This window comes from Chachezhania sediminis (genome assembly GCF_009765275.1).
GTDB lineage: Bacteria > Pseudomonadota > Alphaproteobacteria > Rhodobacterales > Rhodobacteraceae > Chachezhania > Chachezhania sediminis.
The window spans coordinates 1-24,598 of record NZ_VOPH01000012.1 but is presented as its reverse complement, the minus strand read 5'-3'; the positions used below and the strand labels follow the sequence as shown (position 1 = coordinate 24,598).

The following is a 24,598-nucleotide window of genomic DNA, read 5'->3' as shown; positions in this document are numbered from 1 at the left end:
TCACCGTCGACAGACCGGCCAGGACCGGTGCGCGACATCGCGCGCCTGCGCATCGGCAGGGGACCGGGACGTCAGCCCCGGCCTTGGCCCGCGGGTTCCACGAAGGGGCCGAAATCGGCGCGCCCGTAGGCGGGGCGTGCCTGCAGGGCCGCCCACCAGTCGGCCACTTTCGGCCGGACCGAAGGCGACAGCGCGTCGGGGGCAATCTCCTCTCCGATCCGCCGGACAAAAGGCGCCACGGCGATATCCGCCAGCGAATAGCGCCGCCCGAACAGCCAGCCGCCGTCGATCGTCGCTTCCATCCGGTCCAGCAGGGCCAGAAGGTTCGCCCGCGCGCCGTCCAGTTCGGCTTCGGTATAGGGGTCGCGGACCGTGCGCAGCCACGCCTCCTTCCGTTCGGCACTGGGCACCTTCTCCAGCATCGCCTGGAACTCGGCCTCGCTGAGTCGCGCGGCGCGCGTGGCCATGCCGTGACGCCAGTTGAAACGGATCAGGTTGCCGATCAGACCGTCGACATGGCGCACCCAGTTGCGCACCAGCGCCCGGTCATATGCGCCCTCTGGCATCAGCGGCGGATCCGGGAACACCTCGTCCAGGTATTCGCAGATCGTGCCGCTTTCGTGCAGGGCCAGGCCGTCGTGCAGGATCGTCGGCACCACGCCCATCGGGTTGATCTTCAGATAGGCCTCGGAATGCTGTTCCTGCAGCGCCAGGTTCACCTCGTGGCCATCCCAGTCCAGCCCCTTTTCCTCCAGGAACAACCGCACCCGGCGCGAGGCGCTGGACTTCGCCGCGTGATAAAGAACGAGGCCCATCATCGTCCCTCGAAGGCCGGCTTGCGCTTTTCGCGGAACGCGGCGCGGCCTTCCTCGAAATCCCGGCTGTCGCGGCAGGCCAGCGACAGCGCCAGGATCGCCCCCGGGTCCTGCCGCGATTCCGGCAGCAGCAGGTCGGCCACCGTGGCCTTGGTCGCCCTGACCGACAACGGCGCATTCCCGGCGATGGTCCGGGCCATCGCCATCGCCGCATCCCACAGCGCGTCGGGGGCATAAACATGTTCGACCAGCCCCCAGGCATGGGCCGTCGCTGCATCCACCCGGTCGCCGACATAAAGCAGCCGCCGGGTCCGCGCCGGGCCTATGCACTCGACCAGCCGCGCCAGCCCCGCGCTGCCGTAGGAAATCCCCAGCTTGGCCGCGGGCACACCGAAGCTGGCATCGGTCGCCGCCAGCCGGAAGTCGCAGTTCAGCGCGGTCATCAGCCCGCCGCCCAGGCAATAGCCCCGGATCACCGCGACGGTCGGCAGCGGATAGTTCGCCAGGGCACGCTGCCTGTCCAGAAAACTCTGCCCCGTGGGCTGCGGCCCGTCGAACCCGCCGATATCGGCGCCCGAGATGAAGGCGCGCCCCCCCACCCCGGTGAACAGAAGGACCCGCGCCTTGTCCCGCGCGGCGTCCAGCGCCTCGATCATGCCGCCGGTCGCGGCATCGTCCAGGGCGTTCATCTTGTCGGGGATCTGGATCGCCAGCACGGCAATCCCGTCCGCGATCCGAAGCCCCACGCGGCCGTCGCCGAAGGTGCGGTCGGGGGTCCAGTCGGGCGGAAAGGCAGTATCGGTCATGGGGTCTTCTCCGGTCATGGGATCAGGACGATGGGCGCCGTGGTGGTCCGGCTTTCCATCATGCGGTGGGCCTCGGCCGCCCGGGCCAGCGGCAGCGTCGCACCGATGGGCGTCACGATCCGGCCGGCCGTCAGGGCCTCGAAGGTGGCCCGGGCGGCGGCCGCAGCCTCGTCCGGGTCGGAAATCCAGCTGCGCAGCGTCGGCCGCGTGACGACGATCGATTTCGAATGCAGAAGCTGCAGGTCGAATTCGCCCACGTTCCCCGACGCGGTGCCATAGCTGATCACCATCCCCCGCGGCCGGATACAGTCCAGCGACCGGCGAAAGGTCGCCCTGCCCACCCCGTCATAGATCACGTCGGGGCCGACACCGCCGGTCAGGTCCAGTACCGGCTGCACGAAGTCCTGCGCGTTATAGTCGATGACATCCGAATACCCGAACTGCAGGGCCAGTTCGGCCTTTTCCGGCGACCCGGCCGTACCGATCATCCGTGCGCCCAGCAGGGCCCCCCACTGCCCCAGCAGCAGGCCCATGCCGCCGGCCGCGGCATGGACAAGCGCGGTCTTGCCCGGCCCCAGCGGATAAAGCCGCCGCACCAGATATTCCGCCGTCAGCCCGCGCAGCAGATAGGCGCCCGCGACCTCGTCCGACAGCGCCTCCGGCAGCGGGAAAAGCCGCGCCGCCGGCATCACCGTATGCCCGGCATAGGAATTCGGCCCGATATAGCCGACCCGCGTCCCAACCGCGGGCCCCGCCGTGTCCGGACCCAGCGCCTCGACCACGCCGGCGGCCATGTGGCCCATCGTGACGGGCATGGGCTTGGCGGAATGCGGCCCGCCGTGATCGCCTTCGCGTTCGTAGATGTCGGCATAGTTCACGCCGATGGCCGTATTGCGCACCAGCGCCTGGCCCGGGGCCGGATCCGGCAGGTCCACCCTGTCCATCTGCAGGACCTCGGGCCCGCCGTGGCGGTGAATTCGGATGGCTTCTGTCTGCATGCGCTCCCCCTCGTACTGCAGCAACGGACTCGCTGATTCCGCACTTCCGCACATAGAGCAACATTAAAGGACACAAACAATCCCTTTACGTATACATAAGAATCGATAATGAATGCACAAACGACTCGAGGAGGGGACATGGCGCGTGCCAGCGAAACGCTTCGCCGCAAGCTAGAGGGCGAGATCAATGCCGGACGGCTGAAGCCCGGCGACACGATCGACGAAAAGTCCCTGGCCGAACGGTTCGAAGTCTCGCGCACCCCCGCGCGCGAAGCGATCATGCAGCTGGCAGCGTCCGGCCTGGTCGAGATGCGGCCGCGCCACGGCGCCGTCGTCGTCGGGCTGAACGCCGAACAGGCGGTCGCCATGATGGAGACGCTGGCGATCCTGGAGGCCGAGGCCGCGGCCCTGTCCGCCGAACGGATGCTGCCCGAGGAGGTGGAGGCGATGCGCGCCCTTCACATCGACAGCGCACCTTTCGCGGCGGACCTGGACAGCGACGGCTATATCCGCCTGAACCACCGCTTCCACGCCGCGATCTATGCCGGCGCGCGGAATGCCTACCTGTCCGAGATGCTGCGCCAGACGCGGCGGCGGATGGCGTTCTATCACACGTCCAGCCTCTATCAGAAATCGCGCATCACCCGGTCATTGCAGGAACACGGTGTCGTGGTCGAGGCGATCAGCGCCGGCGATCCCGCCGCCGCGCGCGAAGCGATGCGCGACCACATCCTGTCGGGCGGCCGGGTCTATGCCGATCTCGTCGCGGCCCTGCAACGCAGCAACGAGCACCGCAAGGAAAGCTGACAGCCTATCGGCCGGCGCCGGAGGAGACGCAAGACGCGTCGGCGCCGCCGCTGTCGCATCGAAGATTTGTAAGGGAGGAGAAACCCATGAAACGCAGAACAGTGCTGACGGCACTGGCAACGGTCCTGGCGCTGGCGCCGCTGACCGCCGCCTCGGCCGAAACCATCGAAGAGCTTTACGAGAAGGCCAAGCCCGAAGGCGAGGTGACCTGGTATGTCGTTCCGGTCGATTCCGAGACCGCCGAGCGGATGGGGAACCGGTTCACCGAGCTTTACCCGGGCATCAAGGTGAATGTCGTCCGGTCCACTGCAACGGTGGCCTTCCAGCGGCTGAACCAGGACATCGACACCGGCGTCGCCAATGCCGACGTGCTGACGACGTCGAACATGGCCCATGCGGTCGACCTGAAGGGGCGCGACCTGCTGATGTCCTACACCCCGATCCGCAAGGGCGAGGTCCTGGCCGATCTTCAGGGGGTCGACGCGGACGACATGTTCACGATCACCACGGTGGGCCCGATGTCGATCGTCTACAACACCGACCTCGTGTCCGAAGAGGAGGCGCCCAGGAACTGGACCGATCTTCTGGACCCGAAATGGAAGGGCAAGGTCGCCATCGGGCATCCCGGGTTTTCGGGCTATATCGGCATCTGGGCCGTGAAGATGCGCGAACTTTACGGGGACGAATTCTTCGAAAAGCTGGCCGCGCAGGATCCCTATGTCGGCCGGTCCTCGATCGACGTGGTGACGACCACCGCGGCGGGCGAAACGGCCGTCGGCGCCGGTCCCGGCACCTCGGCCCTGATCTCGGCCGCGAAGGGCAACCCGATCAAGCTGGTCGCACCGACCGACGGAACCGTGCTGATCACCTCGCCGTCGATGATCATGAAGGACGCGCCGCATCCCGAGGCCGCGAAGCTTTTCATGGAATTTCTGCTGGGGACCGAAATCGCAGAAATCGCGGCCGGCAACTTCTCGACCCCGATCCGGCCCGATGTGGCCACGCGCGAAGGCGTGCCGTCGATTGACCAGATCAAGGTGATCACGGCCACCACCGGACAGATCCTGGAAGAGGTCGCGCCCTCGGCCGAGAAGTTCCGCGACACGTTCGGCATCTGATGAGCGCCGAGACCGACATCGATACGGGGCGGCGCGCCGGCTGGCGCGCCCCCCGCTTCGACTGGACCATCGCGATCTTCGTCGTGCTGGCCCTGCTGCTTGTTGTCCTGGTTGCCAGCCCCCTGTCGCGGCTGGTGATCGAAAGCTTCTCCGACCCCAAGACGGGCGCCTTCACGCTGCAGAATTTCGCCGCGATCTTCGGCCGTGCGCGGTACATGACCGCCTACTGGCACACGATCCAGCTGGCGGCGGTGACCGTGGCACTGGCGCTGTTCTTCGCGCTGCCGATGGCTTTTGCCGTGTCGCGCACCGACACGCCGCTTCGCGGCCTGATGTATTTCGGGGTCATCGGCGCCTTCATCATCCCGCCCTTCCTGGGCGCCATCGGCTGGATCCTTCTGGCGGGTCCCAATGCCGGCTGGCTGAACCAGCTCTGGCGGGCCGTGACGGGGTTCGAAGGTCCGCTTCTGAACGTCTTTTCGATGTGGGGGCTGGCCTTCGTCATCGCGATCAACGTCTTTCCGCTGATCTTCATCTTCGCCACTTCGGCCTTCGACCTGATCTCGTCCGAGATGGAGGAAGCCGCCGCCATCCATGGCGCAGGCCCCCTGCGCACCACATGGCTGATCACCCTGCCCCTGGCCCTGCCGGCGGTGCTGGGCGCCTGCATGCTGGTCTTCCTGGAAACCATCGCCCTTTACGGCACGCCCGCACTGATCGCCATTCCGGCCCGTTACAACGTGGCCACGACCCAGCTGACGACCTTCTTCGAATATCCGGCGAAGGTGGAACTGGCGATGGCCTTTTCCGTTCCCATGGTGCTGATCACCATCGTCCTGCTGGTGATCCAGCGGCTGATGCTGCGGGGCGGCACGGTCGCCGTGTCTGGCAAGGGCGGATCGCGCCAGCCGATGAAGATCGGCGGCTGGAAATGGGTCCTGCTGGGGCATGGCGCCTTCGTCACGCTGCTGGCCGTGGTGCTGCCGGCGGGGATGCTGATCACCACCTCGTTCTCGGTCGCCTGGGCCAAGCCGCCCAGCTTCGACAACCTGACACTGGCGAACTATGTCGAGATCCTGTTCGAACAGCAGACCGTCCGGGACGCGATGTGGAACACGATCAAGGTGGCCCTGTCGGGCGCCACGATCTGCACCGCGATGGGCTTTCTGCTGGCGTATACGGTGATCCGGAAACTGGTGCCCTATGCCCAGATCCTGACCTTCCTGACACTGGCCCCCGTGGCCGTGCCCGGGATCGTGCTCGCGATCTGCTTCTATGCCGCCTATGCCGGACCGCCGCTGTCGCTTTACGGATCGTCCCTGCTGATCGTGATCGCCTTCGTCACCCGGTTCCTGCCGATCTCCTTCCTGTCCTGTTCGTCCGGCATCCGCAGCCTGAACCCGGAGCTGGAGGAAGCGGTGCGCATCCACGGCGGTTCGCGCCTGCGGGCCCTGACCGACGTGGTGGCGCCGGTCCTGAAGAAGTCCCTGCTGGGGGTCTGGATCCTGGTCTTCGTGATCTGCTCGCGGGAACTGTCCACCGCCATGTTCCTGTCCAGCTACCAGAACCGGGTGATCTCGATCCTGACGCTCGATCTGTCGGAACAGGGCGAATACGAAATGCTCGCCGCCATGGGGGTGGTGCTGCTTGCGATCACGACGCTGGTCGTCGTCGTCGGCATGCGCCTTCTGGGCCGCGACTTCATGCTGCGAAGGAACTGACATGACGGTGCTCGACCTCAAGGGCCTGACCAAGAGCTATGGCAGCTTCAAGGCCGTCGACAACATCTCGCTGCGGCTGGAGGACGGAGAGTTCCTGTCCCTGCTGGGCCCGTCTGGCTGCGGCAAGACCACGACGCTGCGGATGATCGCGGGCTTCATCACGCCGACCGAAGGCACGATCCACCTGGATGGAGAGGAAATCAGCTCTCCGCGCGGGGTGGTGCCGCCGGAACGGCGCCACATGTCGATGATCTTCCAGTCCTACGCGATCTGGCCCAACATGACCGTGGCCCAGAACGTGGGCTTCGGGCTGCGCATGAAGCGCCTGCCCAAGGACCGGATCGCCCGGCAGGTGGACGAAACGCTGCGGGTCGTGCAGCTGGGGCACCTGGCGGAACGCTATCCGGCGGAACTATCGGGCGGCCAGCAGCAGCGCGTGGCCCTGGCCCGCGCGGTGGCGCTGCAGCCCAAGGTGATGCTTCTGGACGAGCCGCTGTCGAACCTCGACGCCAACCTGCGCGAGGAGATGCGGGGCGAGATCAAGCGGATGCACGACGAATTCGGGATCACCACCGTCTACGTGACCCATGACCAGTCCGAAGCCATGGCGATTTCCGACCGGATCGCGGTGATCAGCGCCGGCCGGATCGAACAGCTGGATACGCCCTACCGGCTTTATTCCCGCCCGACGACACGCTTTGCGGCCGAATTCATCGGCCGGACCAACCTGGTCGACGGGCGGCGGAACGGTGCCCGGCTGGAATTCGACGGGTTCTCGGCCCCCGCGCCTGCGGGCACCGGCGGCGCCGACGGCCCGGTCCTGGTGTCGATCCGGCCGCAGACGCTGCGCCTGGTGCCGCGGACGGACGACATCGCCCCGGATATCCCGGGCGCGCGGGTCCTGCCGGGATCGGTCGCCGACCGCACCTTCCTGGGCGAACGCTGGGACTATGGCCTGTCGCTGGCCACCGGCGGCGCCGGGCTGCGGGCCGCCGGACCGCCCGAAGAGAACTTTGAAACCGGCAGCGCGGTCTGGATTGCGATCCCGGAACGCGCCATCGTGCTGGTGGAAGACGCACCCCTGATGGAGGCCGCCGAATGAATGCACCCCAACCGCTGGACCGCTTCCGGGTCCTGGATCTGACACGGATCCGGTCGGGCCCCACCTGCGTGCGCATGCTGGCCGACTGGGGCGCCGACGTGGTCAAGGTCGAACCGCCTGCGGACGATACCGGCTATGGCAGCCGCGAAAGTTCCGATTTCCAGAACCTGCACCGCAACAAGCGCAGCCTGACACTGGACCTGAAATCGCCCGAAGGGCAGGAGGTGCTGGGCCGCCTGATCGACGGCGCCGACGTGCTGGTCGAAAATTTCCGCCCCGGCGTGAAGGCGCGGCTGGGGCTCGACTGGGACAGGCTGCACGCCCGCAACCCCGGGCTGGTGCTGGGTTCGATTTCCGGCTTCGGCCAGACCGGCCCCTATGCCGAACGTCCCGGTTTCGACCAGGTCGCCCAGGGCATGGGCGGGCTCATGTCGATCACCGGCCTGCCGGGGCAGGGTCCGGTGCGCGCCGGCATCCCCGTGGCCGATCTCAGCGCCGGCATCTTCTGCGCCATGGGCATCCTGATCGCGCTTCTGGACCGCGACCGCACGGGCCAGGGCCAGTGGGTGCAGTCCAGCCTGCTGCAGGCCCAGATCGCGATGCTGGATTTCCAGGCGGCGCGCTGGCTGATCGACGGCGAGGTGCCGGGACAGGCCGGCAACGACCACCCGACCGCGGTGCCGATGGGGGTCTATCCGACCTCCGACGGGGCGATGAACATCGCCGTGAACGGCAACCGCATGTGGGTGGCCTTCTGCGACCTGATCGGCCGGCCGGATTTCGTCGACGATCCCGACTATTGTTCGGCCCGCCAGCGCTATCTGAACCGCGACAAGCTGAACGCCCAGATCTACGCGATCACGCGGACACGGACCTCGGCCGATCTGACCCAGGCCCTGTTGCAGGCACAGATCCCCTGCGGCCCGATCAATACGATGGACGCGGTCTTTGCCGATCCGCAGGTCCAGCACGTGGGCATCGTGACCGAGGTCGACCATCCGACCCGCGGCCTGCAGAAGGTGCTGGGTCAACCCATCTCCCTCTCTGGCGCCGAGGCACGGATGCGGCGCCCCACGCCAGAGGCGGGGGAACATACGGTCGAGGTGATGACCGAACTGGGCTATGACCGGACCGAGGTCGAGGCATTGAAGGCAAAGGGTGTGATATGAGCGAACTGGCAAGGATCCCGCTGGAACCCGAGGCGGACGGATACACGCCGCAGGTCGTGGCCACGGTCGAGGATGGCGTGGGCTGGCTGACCTTCGCCAATCCGCGGCGGAAGAACGCCGTGACCTACGCGATGTGGTGCCAGATCCCGGCCGCCTTTGCCGATTTCGCCGCCGATCCCGCGGTCAAGGTGATCGCGCTCAGGGGCGAGGGCGAAGGGTCCTTCATCTCGGGGGCCGACATCTCGGAATTCGGGCGCCGCCGGTCGACGCCGGAACAGGTCGCGGAATACGACCGCGTGGGCGCGCAGGCCAACGCGGCCATCGTCCGCTCGCCAAAGCCCACGGTGGCGGTGGCGCGCACCTGGTGCGTGGGCGGCGGCATGGGCACGGCGCTCAGCTGCGACCTGCGGATCGCGGCCGCCAATACCCGCTTTGCCGTGCCCGCCGCGCGGCTGGGGCTGGGATACCGCTATGCCGGCATCAAGGCGCTGGTCGATGTCGTGGGTCCCGCCCACGCGCGCGAGATCTTCTTCACCGCGCGCAAATATTCGGCCGAGGAAGCGCTGACCATGGGCCTGATCAACCGGATCCTGCCGGTCGAGGGCTTCGACCAGGCCGCCGCGGCCTACCTGGCCGAGATCGCCGGCAACGCACCCCTGACGATCAAGGCCGCCCGGATGGCGATCCGCGCGGTCACGCAGGACCCCGACGCGCGCGATCTGGACGCCATCGATGCCGCGATCCAGGCCTGTTTCGACAGCGAAGACTACAAGGAAGGCCGCGCCGCCTTTGCCGAAAAGCGCGCGCCGCACTTCCGCGGCCGGTGACGCCGCGGGCGCGGCCCGTCGCGCCCCGCCCCTCCCCCCATCCATCACGGCGGATCGGCCGCGATCCGGCGCGTCCCGCGCCGGACGGGCCCCGGTTCCGCCCGACAGGACGATCCGATGACCGAGAATCCGCTCTACGATGCGCTCTTCGCCCCGCATGCCGGCCGCGACGCGCCCTTCCTGACCTTTGCCGACGGCGGGACGCTGACCTATGCCGGCTTTCTTGCGCTGGTCGACCGCCTGGCCGCGACCCTGCACGCCGCGGGCATCGCCCCGGGCGACCGGGTCGCGGCCCAGGTCGAAAAATCCCAGGCGTCCCTGGCACTTTATGCCGCCTGCACCAGGACGGGGGCCGTCTTTCTGCCGCTGAACACCGCCTACCCGGACGAGGAGGTGCAGTTCTTCCTGCGCGACTGCGCCGTCTCGCTGTTCTTCTGCGATCCCGGCAGGGCCCCGACGCTCGCGCCCGTCGCGGCGGGGCTGGGCGCCCGGGTCTGCACCATGGCCCCCGACGGCCGCGGCGACTGGGAAACCGTGGCCGGCCCGACGAACCCGACCGGCACAACCGGCCCGATCGCCCCCCGCGGGACCGATGACCTTGCCGCCATGCTCTATACCTCCGGGACCACCGGCCGGCCCAAGGGCGCGATGCTGAGCCACGGAAACCTTCTGTCCAACACCCGGTCGCTGTCGCGGCTCTGGGGGATCGGGGCCGGCGACGTACTCCTTCATGCGCTGCCGGTCTATCACAGCCACGGGCTGTTCGTGGCGTCGAACGTGATCCTGCTGAACGGCGCGCAGATGCTGTGGCTGCCGAAATTCGACGCCGCCCAGGCGATACGCCTGATGCCGCGGGCCACGCTGATGATGGGCGTGCCCACCTTCTATACCAGGCTGCTGTCGGACCCGGCCTTCGGGCGCGACACGGCCGGGCACATGCGGCTATTCATTTCGGGCAGTGCACCGCTGCTGGCCCAGACCCACGCCGAATTCGAAGCCCGGACCGGACAGCGGATCTTGGAACGATACGGGCTGACCGAAACCTCGATGAACACTTCGAACCCGCTGGACGGGCCGCGCAAGGCCGGCACGGTGGGCCTGCCCCTGCCGGATGTCGACCTGCGCATCGCCCCGGGCGAAGGGGCCGTCGGCGAAATCCAGGTGAAGGGCCCGAATGTGTTCAAGGGCTATTGGGGCCTGCCCGACAAGACGGCAGAGGCTTTCACCGAAGACGGCTGGTTCCGGACCGGCGACCTTGGGACCCTGGACCAAGACGGCTATGTCACGATTGTCGGCCGTTCCAAGGACCTGATCATCACCGGCGGGCTGAACGTCTATCCGAAGGAGGTCGAGGCGCTGATCGATGCGGCGGACGGTGTGCTGGAAAGCGCCGTCTTCGGCCTGCCCGACGCCGATTTCGGGGAACGCGTCGCCGCGGCCGTGGTGCCCGTGCCCGGGGTGCAGCTGGATCTCGACGCGATCCAGGCGGCGCTGGCACCGCGGCTGGCGCGGTTCAAGCAGCCCAAGGAATGGCACGCCGTTCCGGAACTGCCCCGGAACGCCATGGGCAAGGTCCAGAAGAACGCCCTGCGGCAGACATATTCCTGATACCGGCCCCATACCGGCCCCGTCCCGGCCGCTCCGGCGCCATCGGAGGAACTGCACCCGGTATCCGCCGGACCCCCGATATGGGGCGACCGGCGGGTGCACGATGGGGCGCGGTCCCCCGCACCGCCTGCCCTGCCCGCCCGGGACGCCCGGTTTCCGCCCTCTCCCGCTATCGCAGCCACAGCCCGCCCGCCGCGGTGCGGCCGGGCTGCGCCCCGGCGCTCAGGTCAGTCCGGCGCGGGCCAGGTACGCGTTCAGGCGTTTCAGGAAATCCAGCGTCTCGGGCCGGTCGCGCCCCGCCATCGTGGTCCACAGGCCCACGTTCCGCGTCGCAAGTTCCACGTCCAGATCGACGGGCGCGATGCGGAACCGGTCCTGGAAGGTGCCCAGCAGGCGAAAGGGCAACAGGCTGCACGACCGGGTCTTTTCCAGCATCCGGAAGGTCATCGTCACGTCGCCGGTATTCTCGATCCGGGGGACGACATCGTGCAGGCCCAGATGGTCCAGCATCTCGCGCGTGACGTCGAAAAGGCCCGAAATCTCGCCCACCGAAATCCACTGGTGCTGCGCCAGATCGCGGGCGGGAACCGCCCTGCGCCCGACCAGCGGATCGGTCTGGCCCACAAAGACCGACAGGTGATCCTGGAACAGCTTTTCCCGCACCAGAACGTCGTCGTCGCGGTTCAGGTCGTAAGGAATGATCGCCACGTCCAGCTGGTCGCGCTTCAGCCGTTCCACCAGCCGCGCCGCGTATTCGCAATAGATCTTCTGCCCGTAGGACGGCGGTTTCGCCATCGTCTCGGCAAAGAAGTCGCCCATGATGGTCGTGGCCAGCATCGGCCCGACGCCGATCCGAAGCTCCCCCTTGAAGCCGTGCTTCCATTCCTCGATCGCGGCATCGGCCTGCTGCGACCGGCGCAGGATCTCGCGCCCCTCGGCCGCCAGCCGCGCCCCGATCTCGGTGGGCGCCACGCCGTGGCGACGGCGGCGCAGCACGGCCGCGCCCACACGGTCCTCGATCACCTTCACCGTCCGCGACAGGGTCGGCTGTGTGATGTTCAGCTTTTGCGCCGCCTTGGTGACGGACCCAAGCTCCACGATCGTGGCCAGTTGCGTCAGAAGTCTCGGGTCCATTCCAGATATACCATTTTTCTATGCCAATCCGACAAATGCGAATTTTACATCATGTATTAACCGACACAATGTGCATCGCAGATTCATCTTCGCACCGACTGACGAGACCGCCATGCAAGACGACACCGATATGCTGAGGGTGACCCTGCTGGGCACGGGCATTCCGAACCCGCATATCAACGCCTTCGGCACCTCCACGATGATCGAGGCCGGCGACCAGCGGGTTCTGATCGATTGCGGGCGGGGCGCGGTGATCCGGATGGCACAGGCCGGGTTCCCGGTGGGCCACACCGACACCGTGATCCTCTCGCACTATCATTCCGACCACTATGCCGGGATCTTCGACCTGCTGATGACCGGCACGATCCAGCAGCCCTTTGCCAATCGCGGCGGGCCACTGCATGTCTACGGCCCCCCGGGGATCGAGGATATCGCCGCCGGCGCCTGGCAGGCGTCGGGCCCGGACCGCGCGATCCGCGTCGCCGACAGCGAGATCGACCCCGAACACATGCGCATGGTTCCCCATGTCTACACGTCCGAAGGCACGGTCTTCGACCGCGACGGCCTGAAGATCATCGCGATCGAGGTCGACCACGGCGATTTCATCAAGCCCGCCTATGCCTTCCGGGTCGAATACCGGGGCCATGTCTTCGTCCACAGCCACGACACCCGCTATAACGAGAACCTGATCGCCCAGGCCCATGGCGCCGATGTCTTCGTGCACGAAATCGCGGCCGGAACGCCCGAAACCTTCGCCAAGAACCCGCGGGCCAAGATCGCCATCGACCACCACGCCAACCCGCAGGAGGTGGGCCGCGTCTTCGCCCAGACGAAACCGCGTCTGGCGATGCTGACCCATATCGCGCTTCTGCCACCGGATCCGATGCCGATTTCCCGGATGGTGGCCGAACTTGCGGACGAATACGACGGTCTGGTCCTGGTGGCCGAAGACCTGATGACCATAGAAATCGGGCGGAACGTCACCGTCGTCCCCTATCGCTACGGGGGACGGCCATGATGAAGCCGGGCATGAAACCACGTCAATTGCGCACTGAGGGGGGCCAATGACCACCAAGACACTTCAACAGAAGATCGACGCCGCGGGCAGCGTGCTGAACATGCTCCGCAGTTCGCCCCTGGGTCACTCCGTCTTCCCGGGGATTCCGGCGGAATTTTCGAACTGGCGGGACGAACAGCGGGCTTGGCAGCATTCGGTCGTCCTCTTCGAACAGTCCTATCACATGACCGAAACGCATCTGCGCGGGGCGGATGTGAAGAAGTTCATCACCGGGCTTGCGACCAACAACCTGAACGACCTGCATCCCCTGCGGGGCAAGCAGCTGGTGATGGTGAACGACGATGGCTACCTGATTTCCGACGCGATCCTGTTCTGCGAGGCGGACGATTTCCTGCGCGTCGTGGGCCCGCCCACCGCCAGCAACTGGGTCCAGTACAAGGCCGAAACCAGCGGCATGCAGCTGGAAGCGACCCGGGACGAGAACATGATCGTCCCCCGCCCCCGGCGCGACGTGTTCCGGTTCCAGCTTCAGGGCCCGAATGCCCTGCCCCTGGTGCAGGAAATCGCCGAAGGCCCCCTGCCCGACATCAAGTTCTTCCATGTGGGCGAGTTCCGGATCGCCGGCCGGACCGTCCGCGCGCTGCGCCACGGCATGGCCGGCCGCCCGGGATTCGAAATCTACGGCAACTGGGACGACCGCGATGCCGTCCGCGCCCGGGTCGAGGAAGCCGGCATTGCCTTCGACCTCAGGAAGGCCGGCGCCGTGACCTATCCCACCGCCGCGCAGGAAAGCGGCTGGATGCCCCGGCCCTTCCCCGCGCTTTACGCGGGCGAGGACACGAAGGGCTTCCGCGACTGGCTGCCCGCGCGAAGCTTCGAAGGCGCGGCCTCGCTGGGCGGCAGCTACGTTTCGGACGACGTCCGGGACTATTTCGTCGAACCGAACGAACTGGGCTATGCAAAGATGGTCCATTTCGAACATGATTTCATCGGCCGGGACGCGCTGGTGCGGCGCAACCGCGAAGCGGCGCGCACCAAGGTCACGCTGGAATGGAACAATGACGACGTCTTCGACGTGATGCGCCGGTCGCTGGGCGTGGACCGCCCGCGGACCAAGTTCATCGCCCTGCCGGTGCCGATGTACGCCACCTTCGAATATGACGAGGTGCGGATGGACGGCAAGCCGGTGGGCATCTCGCAATGGTCGTCCTATTCCTCGAATGCGGGCGCGCTGCTGTCGACGGCCCTGATCGACAACGACGCGGCCCAGATCGGGAAGGAAGTCACGCTGATGTGGGGGGAACCGAACTCGCGCCGCCTGAATGTCGAAGAACACGAGGTGGTGGGGATCAGGGCCAGGATCGCGCCGGTCCCGTATTTCGAGAAGAGCATCAAGAAGGACTGAACATCGGCCGCGCCCGCAGGGAGAGACGGGCGCGCCGATCACCAAAGGGGAGGAGAAGGACATGACGCGAAGCCTGTTTGCCGCCGTATTTGCAGCCGTGGCGGCCAGTTCGATAACGATCTCGGGCGCGGCCACCGCGGCCGAGAACCTGACGGCCTATACATCCGCGCCGGGCGTGGCCGTGCACCTGTCGATCGCCCATCTGGCCGAAGTCGCCTCGGAACGCGATATCGCCGATATCCAGATCACGCTGGGCCAGACCGGCGCCGATGCGACCCAGGCCGTGGCCGAAGGCCGGATCGATATCGGCATCTGCCCGTTCATCCTGCCGTTCCTGATGTCGAAGGGGCTGGGCCCCTATGCCGCCATGGGACCGGACAAGGGGGCTGAACTCGCCTCGAACCTGCGGATCCTCTATCCCTATTCCTTCGGGGTCTACGTGCTTTACGCCTATGACACCGTGGGCCTCCAGGGCTGGGACGACCTGCAGGGCCGCCGCATCCTGAACGGCCCGCCCCGCGGCGGCGCCACGGCCGAGGCCCGGGCGCTGATCCAGGTCATGACCGGGCTGGAGGAAGGCAAGGGCTATGAAGGGATCCAGTCCGACTGGTCGCAGATGGTGACGACGATCACCGAAGGCACCTCGGACGCGGCGCTCCTGCCGGAATTCATCCCGTCGGACCGCCCGCTTCAGGCGCTCTCGGCCGGCAAGATGACCTTCTGGTCGATTCCCAGGGACAAATGGGAAAGCGAAACGATGCAGCGCCTGCTGTCGGCGCCGGGCTCCGCCCCGGTGGAATTCACGATGGAACAGATGCAGACGCTGGGCGACAACGCCACCATCGTGTCCGACGACGACATCTTCCGCATGCGTGGATCGGTCGGCGGCAACTGCGTGAACGCGGCCATGGACGAGGACCTGGCCTATCAGCTGACCAAGGCCCATATCGAGACGCTGGACGAGATCTATGCCAAGGCGCCCTATGCACGGAACGTGGGGTTCGAGGAGCTGGACGCCCGCAAATCCGGCATGTGCGGTCCGAACCCGGTCACCTACCATCCCGGCGCCGTCCGCGCCTGGGAAGAGGCCGGGTACACCGTTCCGGACTGCGCCAAGTAACGCCCTGACCGCCGGGGGCAGCGCCCTGCCCCCGGCCCCCATTCGTTGACATTCGCTGACCCTGGGCACGACATCATGGCCGACACAGGCACCCCGACCGTCAAGGCGGGACCGAAGACGCTGACCTATATCCTGGCCGTGGCGCTGGTCCTGGCGGGCATGATCAATTCCACGCCGTCGATCCCCGGCTGGGACACGTTCTGGCGCGAATTGCTGAACGCCCCCGGCCTTGCGGTCCGGCGCTTTCCCTACGAATTTTTCTATCCGCTGACCTTCGCCTGGATGATGGTGATCGTGGTCCTGACCAGCTCGCTTCGGCGCAAGTGGCTGGACGACACGCCGCTGCGGCGGGCCTGGGGGCTGGCGCTGGACGTGGCACTGGTGGTCGCGGCGCTGTCGATCTCGGTCACCTACCTGATCGAACACGAGGCAGTCTGCCTGATCGACGTGATCACGGGCGAACGGTCCGCGCTGATCGAACGGGCGCTGAAGGCAGAACAGGACATGGCCCTGGCCATGGGTCTGCCGAAACCCACCAGCATCGAAAACCCGGCCTGCCTGGCCACCACCGGCAGCTGGCTGGTGCTGATCGTGGGCCTCGCCGTCGTCGTCTTCCTGGCCTACAACGTGCAGGTCTGGGGCTTTTCGCTGGTGCTGGTGTCGATCATCCTGGCGACCTATGCGCTGGCCACGGTGCTGATCTGGTATGTCTTCGGCGCCGACGACATGAACAAGTACCTGATCACAGCCCTGGGGGGCGAACCCCGATCGCTGGCGGACGGTCAGGCACGGGTGCAGGACCTTCTGACGAACCAGGGGTCCGGCCTTCTGGGCCAGTTCCTGCACATCATGCTGAACACCGTCTTTCCCTATATCGTGCTGGGCGCGCTTCTGGCCGTCAGCGCGGGCGGCAACACGCTGATAAAGCTTGCTTTTCTCTGGACTCGCAAGCTGCGCGGCGGCCCTGCCCATGCGGCCATCGTGGCCTCTGCCATGTTCGGCACCACCACCGGTACGCCCGTCGTCAACGTGCTGGGCACCGGGGCCCTGACCATCCCGATGATGATCCGCCGCGGCTTTTCCGCCGTCTATGCCGGCGGGGTCGAGGCCGCGGCCTCTTCCGGCGGGCAGATCATGCCGCCGATCATGGGCATCGCCGCCTTCGTCCTGGCCTCCATGACCGGCGTTCCCTACCGCGAGGTCGCCATCGCCGCGATCATCCCGGCCGTGGCCTATTTCTTCTGCATGTTCCTGTCGGTCATGTTCCAGTCCCGCAAGCAGGGGATCGAGGCGGTGGGAGAGATCACCGCGGACATGCGCCTGACCCGCAGCGACCGGATCCACCTGCTTCAGATCGCGCTGCCGATCCTGCTGATCGTCGTGCTGCTGCTGATCCCGAAGGACGCCATCGGCTGCGATCCGGTCTCGCGTTTTCTGGGGGCGGATATCGTCATGGTCGGCACCAGCTGCCGCGCCACCGACCTGCCCTGGATCATGCAGCTGATCCAGAATTCGGCCGGGGATGCCGGCAGCGTCGGCTGGTGGGCGGCGATCCTTCTGGCGGTGCTCCTGTTCATGGACCGCGACTTCCGCGCCCGGCCGATGCGCTTCCTGGACGTGCTGGCGGATGCGGGGGTCACGATCTCGACCCTCTACCTCATGTTCCTGGCCGTCTCGGTCATCGACATCAGCCTGAACCTGACGGGGCTTGCGAATTTCGTGGCGCTGGACGTGCTGGGCTGGCTGAAGTCCCTGGACCTTGGCGGCGGCGCACCGATGCTGTTCCAGTTCGTGGCCCTGGCCGTCACCATGTTCCTGGCGATCCTGCTGGGCATGGGAATGCCCGCCGTGCCCGCCTATATCAACGCGGCGCTGCTGATGGGCCCGCTGCTGGTCGGTCTGGGTATCGCCCATTTCACCGCGCACATGTTCATCTTCTACTTCGCCTGCGCCTCGGCCATCACCCCGCCCGTGGCCGTCGCCTCCTATGCCGCGTCGACGATCACAAGGGCCGACCCGATCGCCACCAGCTTTTCCGCCGTCCGGTCCGGCGCGGTGATGTTCGTCATCCCCTTCGTCTTCGCCTTCCACCCCGATATCCTGCTGGTCCCCGCCGCCATGCTGGACCCCTCGGCCAATGCCGCCGTCGGCGCGTTCCTACCCGGCTATGACGGTCATCTTCACCTCGGGCCGCTGGCCTGGCTTCTGGCCCGGCTGGCGCTGGCGCTCTACCTCATGGCCAGCGCACTGGCCCGGTTCGACCGGGCCCCCCTTCCCTCCTGGGAAATCATCCTCCGGCTGGGCTGCGCCGTACTGCTCCTGTCGTCGTCCGCCTGGATCAGCCTGGGCGCGCTGGCCATGGCCGCGCTCCTCCTTCTCCGCGTCGATGCCCGGCGTCTGCTGGCCGGGTCCTAGATCCCCAAGACCCCGCCGGTCACTCCTCCAGCCCGTCGAAGGCGCCGGGCGACAGCGTTTCCCAGAACGCCTCGATCTCGGCCACGTTCAGGGCCGACATCCAGCCATGCCGTTCGAAATCGTCCCGCCTGGCCCCGTCGAGCTTGGACAGGAACAGCCGCTTGTCCGCATCACGCTGCGTCGGCGTCCGCGCCGCGGCCAGGTCCCGCACCCGCTCCAGCCGCCGGGCGCGCAGCGACACCGGCCTGCGGTTTTCCGGGTTTCGCTGCGAAACCTCCGGGCCGAAATCCTGCTTCAGCGCGGCGGTCAGATAGCCCACGGGGTTCTTCACCCCCCCCTGCCCCGCGACATAGTCGATCTTGCGCTGCACCACGCCTTCACCGTGTTCGCCGATCCACTGCCGCGCCAGCCGGTCGCTGACCCCCAGCGCGCGCAGGCGGGGATAGACGTCGGAATTGCGCACCCCTGCCCCGTCGTCCAGGTCCAGGATCGCCAGTTGCGGGTTCTCGGCGATGCGGAAACGGATGTCTGTCACCGTGCGGCCCATCTTGCGGACCTCCGGCGTCACCACGATGTTCGAGGTCTTGTTCACCTCCGCCACCGCCGGCTTGATGATCTTGGCGTTCAGGTGCTTGTAGGTCTCGTAATAGGGGCTGTCCGCCACCCCCATCAGCCGGCGGAACAGGTCCAGGGACCACCAGCCGGTGCTGCCCGTCCGCAGGAACCGATAGCAGTTTTCATAAAGCGCCAGCGCATGGCCAGAGGTAAAGCGTCGCTGGATGTTCAGATTGATCAGGGCAAAGACCTTGGGGTCGTTCAGCTTTTCCGCCAGCGCGGGCGAATAGGCATATTCGCAGATCCCGCCCTTCAGCTTGGCGTAACTCAGAAGCGCGGAAACGCCCCATTCCTGCTGACCCTTCTCGTCCAGCATGTCCCATTCGGCGACAGTTTCTGCCAGGCCGCGCAGGCTGGCTTTCAGCGTCTCCATGTCGTTCGAATTGTAGCCGATCATCATGCACAGCGTTCGCGCATCGATCCGGTGGACCGCCTGGCTGATCAGCGTGTCGTAGGCATTCAGCAACAGCACGTTCGAAAGCTTGCGCTGCAGAAGCGTCAGCTTGCCAGAGACATGGATCGCCGCGACATGCTTCTTCACCGCGCCCCGGCGGAGCGAGCCTGTCAGCGTCTCGTGCGGGATGTCATCCATCCTGGTCTGCCCCCTGCCCCGGCGAGTCTTTGTATCGTGGCCGCAGTATCGACCATCAGGTACCCGCGTGGCAAGCCGTGCATTGGCACCTTTCGCCGGGGGCCCTGCCAAAGGTCCCCGCGGCGAAGGCCCGGCAAAAGGTGCCCACTTACAGGATCGGTTTTCCGGACGCCCCCCACATACCGGGGCTGACAGGCCGGTTCCCCCAACATATCCTTGATTTTCAGGGCCAGCGGAGTCCCGGCCGCGGAACAGACCGCGAATCGGAGCCTCTTATCCCGCAAACGGGTCCCCTTGCCCCTGTTCCCGGCGCCCGGCGGTCCTGTATCCGGATGCCTGTTACCCTGCAAGTCTTTGACAAACAATCAGAAATCTCAGCGTAAAGATTCTAAAATATCTACAAGATTCCTAAACAGTTCCGCCCTGTTTTCGATTTGTTAAGGTAAACAAGGGAAAACGACGGCGTGATCGATTCCCATTCTCTTCTCCATGTGCCATATTCGGACACATATCCTCGAAAACAGCGGACATGCGAGGCTGTCATGGCAATCAAGTCGGGGACCGGATCCCGGTCCGACCTGCCCCCCTACTTCAATATCGACCCGGCGCAGGCGGCGGAAGGGCTGGCAGAGCCCATCGACACGACCCGCTTTGCCAAGGCCGCGGCCTTTGCGGCGCGCGGCCGGGACGATCTGGCGCGGCGGGGCTATGCGCCGGACGGGCAGAAGCGGCTGCGCAAGTTTTCCACGTGGGAAGTTTGTCGCTACCTGATCCCGGTGGCGCCGGCCCATCTGCGCCGCGTGCTGAAGGCCCATCCCGACCTGCCGCAGGGCACCGGCGACGGCGGTTCGAAATGGTTCACGCTGGAAGAGGTGATGCAGCTGCGCGACCATTTCGCCACCGAAGGGGCGGCCAACCGCGAATACCGTGCCTGGCGGCCCGAAGGTCTGCCGGCCAAGGTCGTGGCGGTGGCGAACTTCAAGGGTGGCGTCGGCAAGACGTCGACCGCGGCGCACCTGGCGATGTCAGCGGCGCTGGATGGCTACCGCGTGCTGGTGGTGGATCTGGACAGCCAGGGCTCCATGACCTCGATCATGGGCGGCAAGGTAGAGGACGAATGGCAGACCGCCTTCCCCCTTCTGGCCCGCGATTTCGCCCGCCATCTGGAGGCGGAAAACCGGGTGCGCGTCGCGGCCGGCGATCCGGCGATCCCCTTCGACGAGACCCTGACAGAGGCGCTGGCGGTCGAACCTGCCAGCCTGATCCAGCCGACCCACTGGCCGAACATCGACCTGATCGGCGCGCAGCTGAACCTCTACTGGTCGGAATTCCAGGTGCCGGTCTGGCGCATGCAGGCGCGGTCCTGGCCCTTATGGGATTCCCTGTCCAATGCGCTGAACGACGGCGGTCTGCTGGACCGCTACGACGTGATCTTCCTCGATACGCCGCCCGCGCTCGGCTATCTGACGATCAACGCGCTGGCGGCTGCCGACATCCTGCTGGTCCCCCTGGGCGCGTCCTTTCTGGAATTCGATTCCACCGGCCGGTTCTTCGACATGATCTATTCGACCTTCGCTTCGATCGAGGAGGGGGAGAACCGGATGCGCCGGCAGGACGGTCTGCCGGAGATGCGGTTCGAATGGGATGCAGTCCGCGCGATCATCACCCGCTTCGACGCCGCCCAGCAGTCGGATCTGGCCAACGTGATCCAGGCCTATTTCGGCGACTTCATGACCACCTACCGGCAGGAGGTGACGGCGATGGTGGGGCAGGCCGGCGAACAGGTGTCCGGTATCTACGAAACCGATTACCGCGACTTCAACCGCGACACCTATGTCCGGGGGCGCGAAACCTTCGACCGGACCTGGGCCGAGGTGAAGACGCTGATCCTGGGCACCTGGTGGCGCGACCAGCAGATGGGGAAGGAGTAAGCCATGGCCAAGCGACGCAAACTGGACCTGCCGACGGCCGAGGACCTGTCGCGCTATGAAGACGAGTTTCGCCGCGAAACCGGGGTGAGGGCGCCGGCGGCACCGATTGCCCAGGTCGCGGCCGAAAGCGCGGCGGCCTACGATGCCCGCCCGGCGGAGGAGCGGGCGCGGGCGGCGCAGGACCGGACGGATGCCGAGCGGTTGCGCGCGGCAGAGGGGCAGGGCCTGCTGATGCTGGAGATCCCGCTGGACGAGATCGACGCCGATGCGCTGGTCCGCGACCGGGTGGTGCTGGACAAGGTGGAAATGGAGGAGCTGGAGCAGTCCATCGCCGCTAACGGGCTGCGGTTGCCGGTGGAGGTCTTCGTCTTTCCCGGGGACGAGGCGGCGCGGAAGGGCTATCGCTACGGGCTGCTGTCCGGCTACCGCAGGCTGCGCGCGGTGCAGGCGCTGAAGGGCAGGGCGGGGGGTGACCGCTTCGCCACCATCCGGGCCGTGGTCAGGGACCCTGCGGCGATGGGCGGGGCCTTCGCTGCGATGGTGGAAGAGAACGAGGTCCGCGCCTCGCTGAGCCATTACGAACGCGGGCGGATCGCGGTCATCGCCAGCAAGCAGGGCGCGTTCCCCAGTGTCGAGGCGGCGGTGGACGGGCTGTTCCCGGTGGCGTCCAAGGCCAAGCGATCCAAGATCCGGTCCTTCGCGCTGATCTTCGAGGAGCTGGGGGACATGCTGAACTATCCCGACCTGATCCGCGAGAAGGAGGGGCTGAAGATCGCCCAGGCCCTGCGAAACGGGTCGGGCAACCAGATGCGCTATGCCCTGGCCGAACAGGTGCTGGACACGGCCGCCGAGGAGGCCGAGGCGCTGACCCGTGCGCTGGACGCTGTGGAACCGGCGCCGCCGGAACCCACGCGGGGGGGCCGGCCGCGGAAGGCGGCGGTGAAGCGCAAGGGGCAGGAGATCGCGCTGGAGACAGGTATCACCCTGACCAGTGCCGAGGACGGGCAGGGCTGGATGATCCGGATCCAGGGTGCCCAGGTGGACGAGGAACTGGTCGACGTCGTGATGGCCGAGGTCGCGCGATTGCTGGATCGGGGATAGGCCGGAACCGGGTGGTGCGGATGGTGCGTGCGGAGCACGCACCCTACGGCGTGGACAGTCTGCGGGATGGCGGAACGAAAGGTGGATTTTCGTTCCGATATGCCGGGCAGATGCTGGCGCGGCCCTGGTCGGCCCAGGGATGCAGGAAAGCCGGGCAGGACCTTTGGTTGCGGTCCTGAGCCTTTCGCGTTCCGTGGCTTCGGTATCGGTATCGGTATCGGTATCGGTATCGGTCCGGACCGGGGCGCCGGGGTCAGTAGGGCGCTTCCACATCCCCCATCCGCACATAGACGGATTTCAGCTGCGAATAGTGTTCGATCGCTGCTGCGGAATTCTCGCGTCCGACGCCCGACATCTTCATGCCGCCGAAGGGGGCCTCGACCGGCGCGTCGTTGTAGGAGTTGATGAAGCAGGCGCCCGCCTGGAACCCGGCCGCCACGCGGTGGGCGCGGGTCATGTCCGACGTGAAGACACCCGCCGACAGGCCGAATTCGGTGGCGTTGGCGCGGGCCATCGCCTCTTCCTCGGTCTCGAAGTCCAGGACCGACATCACGGGGCCGAAGATTTCCTCGCGCGCGATGGTCATGTCGTCGGTCACGTCGGCAAAGACGGTGGGCTGCAGCCAGAAACCGTCGCGGTTCAGCCGGTTGCCGCCGCAGACCAGCCGCGCGCCTTCGGCGATGCCTCTGGCGATATAGCCTTCGACGATTTCCATCTGGCGCTGGCTGACCATGGGGCCGAAGCTGGTGTCGGGGTCCATCGGATCGCCGATCACGGCCTTGCCCACGCGTTCGGCCAGGCGGGTCAGGAACGCCTCCTTGATGCCTTTCTGGACGAAGACGCGGGTGCCGTTGGAACAGACCTGACCCGAGGAATAGAAGTTGCCCAGGATCGCGCCACCCACGGCGTTGTCCAGATGCGCGTCGTCGAAGACCAGCAGCGGCGACTTGCCGCCCAGTTCCATCGTGACATGTTTCATCCCCGCGGCCGCGGCGGCATAGACCTTTTTCCCCGTGGGCACCGATCCGGTCAGCGACACCTTGTCGACGCGCGGGTCGGTCACCAGTGCTGCGCCGACGTCGCCCAGGCCCTGAATCACGTTGAAGACGCCGGCGGGCAGGCCGGCCTCGACCAGGATCTCCGCGACCTTCAGGGCAGAGAGCGGCGTGGTCTCCGAGGGCTTGAAGACCATCGTGTTGCCGCAGGCCATGGCCGGGGCGCCCTTCCAGCAGGCGATCTGTGTCGGATAGTTCCAGGCGCCGATGCCCACGCAGACGCCCAGCGGCTCGCGCCGCGTATAGACCCAGTCCTGGCCCAGCTGGATGTGCTGTCCGGCCAGCGTCGCCGCCATGCCGCCGAAATATTCCAGCGCATCGGCGCCCGAGGTCGCATCGGCGACCGAGGTTTCCTGATAGGGCTTGCCGGTGTCGTAGGTTTCCAGCACCGACAGGTCGTGATTGCGGGCGCGCATCAGGTCGGCGGCGCGGCGCAGGATGCGGCCCCGTTCGGCGCCCGTCATCGCCGCCCATTGCGCCTGTGCCGCGCGGGCCGAGGCCAGCGCCCGTTCGACGATTGCGGGCGTGGCGGAATGGACCCGGGCGATGACCTTCCCGGTCGCGGGATAGATCACGTCGATCGGCGTGCCGGCGCTGTCTTCGACATAGGTTCCGTCGATGAAATGGCTGGCGGTCGGTTGGGTCGGATAGGTCATGGCAGGCTTTCAGAAGGACGGCAGTAGTTGCATCGAATTGCGGCCGCGCCGCAAGCCCTTCCTTGAAATCGGCGTGAACGGGGATCTGTGCAGGGGGGTCACCCCGTGCCTGCCGGTCGGGCAGGGCCGCGGCGCGGGCAGGGTCCGCTTCGGGACGCGGGAATACAGGTCAGGCCCGGCAAGACCGGGTCAGGACCGATCGGATCCGGTCAGGCCTGCCGGCGCAGGGTGATGTCATAGCTGTAGTGCTGGGCCGGCAGCACGCTGAGCGTGATGATCTGGCTGATACCGTCGCCGTCGCGGTAGGTCCGGCGCAGTTCCAGCGCGGGGCTGTGGGCCGGGACCTGAAGCGGGTCCGCGAATTCCTGTGGCAGCATGATGGCGCGGATCGACTGGCGGATCTCCTGGATCACCACGGCGTGGCGTTCTTCCAGCAGGGAATAGACCAGCCCGGGATAGTCCGGAATCTCGTCCGCGATGTCGGCATAGTCGTCGGCCAGGTAGACGTCGGTCCAGCCCACCGGCGCGTCCTGCCCGTCGATATGGCGGGTCTGGCGGATCAGCATCCAGCGCCGGCCGGGGCGG

Annotated in this window: 20 protein-coding genes; 13 read left to right on the top strand and 7 right to left on the bottom strand. The window is 66.7% G+C overall.

Annotated elements, in window-relative coordinates:
• Window positions 1-71 precede the first annotated feature (71 nt).
• From FQK05_RS22455 to FQK05_RS22445, 3 genes are read right to left on the bottom strand one after another with little or no spacing between them, the layout of a single operon-like run.
• Window positions 72-815 (bottom strand): glutathione S-transferase family protein, encoded by a 744-nt coding sequence (locus FQK05_RS22455; protein WP_158971170.1) that lies wholly within the window; start codon window positions 813-815, stop codon window positions 72-74.
• Complete coding sequence (locus tag FQK05_RS22450; RefSeq protein WP_158971168.1) at window positions 815-1,621, bottom strand: enoyl-CoA hydratase-related protein; 807 nt, start codon at window positions 1,619-1,621, stop codon at window positions 815-817. The genes FQK05_RS22455 and FQK05_RS22450 overlap by 1 nt, the downstream gene beginning before the upstream one ends.
• A 14-nt stretch (window positions 1,622-1,635) precedes the next feature.
• Entirely contained in the window at window positions 1,636-2,619 is a 984-nt protein-coding gene (locus FQK05_RS22445; protein WP_158971166.1) for a quinone oxidoreductase family protein, read from the bottom strand.
• Between the two features lie 138 nt (window positions 2,620-2,757).
• Between FQK05_RS22445 and FQK05_RS22440 the strand changes: the two genes are divergently transcribed.
• From FQK05_RS22440 to FQK05_RS22410, 7 genes are all read left to right on the top strand, one after another.
• Window positions 2,758-3,426, top strand: coding sequence for a GntR family transcriptional regulator (locus FQK05_RS22440; protein WP_158971164.1), 669 nt, complete (start codon window positions 2,758-2,760; stop codon window positions 3,424-3,426).
• A gap of 86 nt (window positions 3,427-3,512) precedes the next feature.
• The gene (locus tag FQK05_RS22435; RefSeq protein WP_158971162.1) at window positions 3,513-4,544 is read left to right on the top strand and encodes an ABC transporter substrate-binding protein; all 1,032 of its coding nucleotides are present in this window, start codon (window positions 3,513-3,515) and stop codon (window positions 4,542-4,544) included.
• On the top strand, window positions 4,544-6,265 hold the full coding sequence (locus FQK05_RS22430) for an ABC transporter permease (RefSeq protein ID WP_158971160.1): 1,722 nt from the start codon (window positions 4,544-4,546) through the stop codon (window positions 6,263-6,265). Before FQK05_RS22435 ends, FQK05_RS22430 begins: the two co-directional genes overlap by 1 nt.
• 1 nt (window position 6,266) lies before the next feature.
• The gene (locus tag FQK05_RS22425) at window positions 6,267-7,367 is read left to right on the top strand and encodes an ABC transporter ATP-binding protein (protein ID WP_158971158.1); all 1,101 of its coding nucleotides are present in this window, start codon (window positions 6,267-6,269) and stop codon (window positions 7,365-7,367) included.
• Window positions 7,364-8,536 (top strand): CaiB/BaiF CoA transferase family protein, encoded by a 1,173-nt coding sequence (locus FQK05_RS22420; protein WP_158971156.1) that lies wholly within the window; start codon window positions 7,364-7,366, stop codon window positions 8,534-8,536. The genes FQK05_RS22425 and FQK05_RS22420 overlap by 4 nt, the downstream gene beginning before the upstream one ends.
• The gene (locus tag FQK05_RS22415) at window positions 8,533-9,363 is read left to right on the top strand and encodes an enoyl-CoA hydratase (RefSeq protein WP_158971154.1); all 831 of its coding nucleotides are present in this window, start codon (window positions 8,533-8,535) and stop codon (window positions 9,361-9,363) included. The genes FQK05_RS22420 and FQK05_RS22415 overlap by 4 nt, the downstream gene beginning before the upstream one ends.
• A 117-nt stretch (window positions 9,364-9,480) precedes the next feature.
• Entirely contained in the window at window positions 9,481-10,971 is a 1,491-nt protein-coding gene (locus tag FQK05_RS22410) for an AMP-binding protein (protein WP_158971152.1), read from the top strand.
• 222 nt (window positions 10,972-11,193) lie between these two features.
• Here FQK05_RS22410 and FQK05_RS22405 read toward each other — a convergent pair whose 3' ends face one another.
• Window positions 11,194-12,105, bottom strand: coding sequence for a LysR family transcriptional regulator (locus FQK05_RS22405; protein WP_158971150.1), 912 nt, complete (start codon window positions 12,103-12,105; stop codon window positions 11,194-11,196).
• A 112-nt stretch (window positions 12,106-12,217) separates the two neighbouring features.
• Between FQK05_RS22405 and FQK05_RS22400 the strand changes: the two genes are divergently transcribed.
• The 4 genes from FQK05_RS22400 to FQK05_RS22385 all read left to right on the top strand — a co-directional run bounded on the left by FQK05_RS22400 (window position 12,218) and on the right by FQK05_RS22385 (window position 18,063).
• Window positions 12,218-13,123 (top strand): MBL fold metallo-hydrolase, encoded by a 906-nt coding sequence (locus FQK05_RS22400; protein ID WP_158971148.1) that lies wholly within the window; start codon window positions 12,218-12,220, stop codon window positions 13,121-13,123.
• A 46-nt stretch (window positions 13,124-13,169) separates the two neighbouring features.
• Window positions 13,170-14,528 carry an aminomethyl transferase family protein gene (locus tag FQK05_RS22395; protein ID WP_158971146.1) on the top strand — a complete coding sequence of 453 codons (1,359 nt, stop codon included), beginning with the start codon at window positions 13,170-13,172 and terminating at the stop codon, window positions 14,526-14,528.
• 61 nt (window positions 14,529-14,589) lie between these two features.
• The gene (locus FQK05_RS22390; protein WP_158971144.1) at window positions 14,590-15,648 is read left to right on the top strand and encodes a TAXI family TRAP transporter solute-binding subunit; all 1,059 of its coding nucleotides are present in this window, start codon (window positions 14,590-14,592) and stop codon (window positions 15,646-15,648) included.
• Between the two features lie 75 nt (window positions 15,649-15,723).
• Window positions 15,724-18,063, top strand: a complete 2,340-nt coding sequence (locus FQK05_RS22385; protein ID WP_158971142.1) for a TRAP transporter large permease subunit — start codon at window positions 15,724-15,726, stop codon at window positions 18,061-18,063.
• Between the two features lie 19 nt (window positions 18,064-18,082).
• Here the strand turns inward: FQK05_RS22385 and FQK05_RS22380 are convergent, their stop codons facing one another.
• Window positions 18,083-19,270, bottom strand: coding sequence for a replication initiation protein (locus tag FQK05_RS22380; RefSeq protein WP_158971140.1), 1,188 nt, complete (start codon window positions 19,268-19,270; stop codon window positions 18,083-18,085).
• 542 nt (window positions 19,271-19,812) lie between these two features.
• On the opposite strand from FQK05_RS22380, the gene FQK05_RS22375 reads away from it, so the two are divergent.
• Both FQK05_RS22375 and FQK05_RS22370 read left to right on the top strand, forming a co-directional pair.
• Entirely contained in the window at window positions 19,813-21,201 is a 1,389-nt protein-coding gene (locus tag FQK05_RS22375; protein WP_158971138.1) for an AAA family ATPase, read from the top strand.
• A 3-nt stretch (window positions 21,202-21,204) separates the two neighbouring features.
• Window positions 21,205-22,302: a ParB/RepB/Spo0J family partition protein gene (locus FQK05_RS22370; RefSeq protein WP_158971136.1), complete on the top strand. Its 1,098-nt coding sequence runs from the start codon at window positions 21,205-21,207 to the stop codon at window positions 22,300-22,302.
• A 253-nt stretch (window positions 22,303-22,555) separates the two neighbouring features.
• Here the strand turns inward: FQK05_RS22370 and betB are convergent, their stop codons facing one another.
• Together betB and FQK05_RS22360 are read right to left on the bottom strand one after the other, a co-directional pair.
• The gene (gene betB, locus FQK05_RS22365; RefSeq protein WP_158971134.1) at window positions 22,556-24,013 is read right to left on the bottom strand and encodes a betaine-aldehyde dehydrogenase; all 1,458 of its coding nucleotides are present in this window, start codon (window positions 24,011-24,013) and stop codon (window positions 22,556-22,558) included.
• A gap of 209 nt (window positions 24,014-24,222) precedes the next feature.
• Window positions 24,223-24,598, bottom strand: a 376-nt coding sequence (locus FQK05_RS22360; RefSeq protein WP_158971132.1) for a UTRA domain-containing protein, incomplete at its 5' end; no start/stop codon positions are given.